Origin of the sequence: Paenibacillus sp. FSL R5-192, from assembly GCF_000517845.1 — a bacterium.
Classification (GTDB): domain Bacteria; phylum Bacillota; class Bacilli; order Paenibacillales; family Paenibacillaceae; genus Paenibacillus; species Paenibacillus amylolyticus.
On the sequence record NZ_ASPR01000052.1, the window covers coordinates 1 to 2,586 of the forward strand.

A 2,586-nucleotide genomic window follows, 5' to 3' on the forward strand; every position below is an offset into this window, starting at 1 on the left:
ATTTCTTCGTGATATGTTTCTGTCGTAAGTATCTTATTCGCCACCAGCGTCACCGCCAGTTGCGGCAATGGCCTCTTTCAATTCTTCGATACTCATTTTTGTGTAGCCGGTGATTTTCATTTCTTTAGCAACAGATTTCAATTCCTTTAGTTCATCGTCCAAATCACCATTTTGAATATCGGATTGCAGTTCAGCAATTTGAGTCAAAAGCTCCGCTTCGCGCTTCTTCGATTCGTCCAACTCTTCCTGAAGCTTTAGTTCACGTTCCGATGGAGTATGCGTAGAAGCTATATCGCCCTCAATAATCTCAGCTAAGAGTTTTCCCGTTGCAGCATTGCGAACTTGCCTTTTAGCAATCTCAATAAGTCCAGCAGGGGCATCTTCTACGATGTCCCCTGCGTTGTAATCACCAACAGCATCAACCAAAACTTTTACGATAGTCATCAGTTATTCCTCCCTCACGCCACTGTAGCAAAAATGTGCCAATTAACATATTTCAAGCGCGGCAGTACAGTTGCACCATTGATTACTTGCCATTGGTCAGGGTCGCCTTGAATCAGTTTAGCGAGTGCGAATTTTCCAGTATGACCAGTAAAGATGTCTTCGTAGTTGTTCGGGCTTGTCACCAAGTCCATGATAGAACCTGTCATACCTTGACCAATGATGATTACAGCGTTGTCGGGAATAAACGGGTAGAACGTTCCTGTATCGTCAATATATCCACCATCATACACTTCGTATTGAAGACCATTCAGGTTTTGGCTGACGATTTCTGAAAGCGAACCATCCGTTACAATATCTTTGCCGTAGGTGAATTTGATCAGATCGCGGATTTTTTCGTTTTGCTTCAAGTAACTGTCTACTTTTTTATTAGCTACAACTTTAACACCTCTTGCGCCACTCCCCCGGAATCTTAGAAGCCATTCATCAAGATTTTTCAAAGGATCAGCAGTTGCGATATTGTTCCAAAGGACATCAGCTGTAGGCTTGTTATTTGCCGGAACGCCGTAGTCGATTGTCCGAGAAGGTTTATTCGCAGTTGCTGGAACAACAAGGCTGCCTGTAAGTGATTGCCAACGCATCCACTCGAATCGAGTTTCAAGACGTTGGTTGAGATTCACCATTTTTTCAATCATGTATTCTTCGCCCCAAGTTTGCTCAAGGCTGGTGCCCGGCTTACGAAGGGTAGCAATCTTTTCTCGATCAATAATAGCCTTTTCACGCCATTCTTGATTAGTGAACTCCATTTGTTTCACAACAGGAGCGGCATGGATCGGTGAAGGATCATTGAGTCCAGTAGGTGGAGTCATGCCGGTATCGTCGTAGGTAACGTCATATTTAATTGTCAGCCCGAGTTCTGGTTTGAAATCCACACCATTTGTCAGGATTTGAGCACCTCGAAAACTGTTAATATCTGTCCGAATGTTCTGAACTACTTCCGTAAGGAAGTACGGGTCGAGTACGTTTGCCATTTATGTTGTTCCCCCTTATACAAAGTAGCAAAGTTTCAGCGCTGTTTTAGCCGCTGTATCAATGCCTGTCAATTTAGATTCAGTGAAAATACCAGCGATCCATGCAGAAGCACCCATATCGGTAAGCGTAGTATCCTGATCATTGTCCAAAATGCAAACAGCGACTTGCGAACCGTCAGATGCTGAGGATAGATAAGGAACAAATTTGTTGGTAACTGTAACCCTCCCAAGGACAGTTCCTTTCTTGATTACTCCACTCCCTTGGGCAAGCAACACCCCGCCAGGAATCCGTGCTTGTAGATCGGTGGAAGCAAGAACTTCTACAAATTCCTGCGTATTAATCTGACCCGGTCCCGGTGCGCCGTTATATTGAGATCCAATCATATTACTTATCCTCCTTCAGCAGATTACTTCTGCCAGTATTTTTGAGCGCGGCGATTGCGTCAGCTTTTGCCATTTCCTTAGCTTCTGCTTGGAGTTGTTCAGGTGTCTTTTGACTAGCAGCTTGCGCATTAGTCGGAGCTACTCCATTTGCCGCTCCCGCTGGAAGGTCTGGTTTATCCCCCTCGGTATGACGCCCGCCGCCACCTAATGCAACTTGAGCCTGAGCCTCATAAGTCGCACTAATTTTCTCGATTTCCGATACCGGTAAGTGAGACAACATGGCTTTCATGGTTTCGGTGTTAAACGCCTCACCCAATGCACGAACCCCAGCTCCACAAGCTTGCTCTGTAACTTTTGTCTTGTAGACTAAGCCATCAGCAGCTTGAGAGCTTAGTGCAGTCAGCTTAGAGACAATGTCCTCGTCATTTTCAACTCCAAGTGTAGCTCGGACTTGTCCTAGTACACCTTTCGCTTTTGCTAGTGCATTAGCTTGATTTTGTGCCGTTGCCAAAGCAGCCTTTTGTTCTTCGTTCACAGTGTCATCTCCTTCGACCTTTGTTTTGGCCTGTTCTAATGTTTGGTGCTGTTTGGATACAAAAGCATTCATACCGCCTTTATTGCTAAAAAAATAAAAGACGCGTCCATCGCCATACAGCGACTTCGCATCTAGAGGAAGTGGTTCATATTCAGTTTGCTGTTGGACCTCATTATCTTCTTGAATCTTTGACGA

At 44.8% G+C, this 2,586-nt stretch carries 3 protein-coding genes and 1 pseudogene; all 4 read right to left on the bottom strand.

All coding sequences use genetic code 11. The features are described 5' to 3' along the window. Window positions 1-33: 33 nt before the first annotated feature. Complete coding sequence (locus C161_RS27015; protein ID WP_036674041.1) at window positions 34-444, bottom strand: hypothetical protein; 411 nt, start codon at window positions 442-444, stop codon at window positions 34-36. Between the two features lie 14 nt (window positions 445-458). Continuing rightward, window positions 459-1,472, bottom strand: a complete 1,014-nt coding sequence (locus C161_RS27020; RefSeq protein WP_017687986.1) for a major capsid protein — start codon at window positions 1,470-1,472, stop codon at window positions 459-461. A 15-nt stretch (window positions 1,473-1,487) separates the two neighbouring features. Next, the gene (locus tag C161_RS27025) at window positions 1,488-1,856 is read right to left on the bottom strand and encodes a head decoration protein (protein ID WP_036674042.1); all 369 of its coding nucleotides are present in this window, start codon (window positions 1,854-1,856) and stop codon (window positions 1,488-1,490) included. A gap of 1 nt (window position 1,857) precedes the next feature. After that, window positions 1,858-2,586, bottom strand: a pseudogene (locus C161_RS32635) (hypothetical protein); the annotation flags it as partial.

Excerpts from the sequence above, each read along its gene's own strand:
- C161_RS27015 (WP_036674041.1), bottom strand. The coding sequence starts at position 444 with ATGACTATCGTAAAAGTTTTGGTTGATGCTGTTGGTGATTACAACGCA.
- C161_RS27020 (WP_017687986.1), bottom strand. The coding sequence starts at position 1,472 with ATGGCAAACGTACTCGACCCGTACTTCCTTACGGAAGTAGTTCAGAAC.
- C161_RS27025 (WP_036674042.1), bottom strand. The coding sequence starts at position 1,856 with ATGATTGGATCTCAATATAACGGCGCACCGGGACCGGGTCAGATTAAT.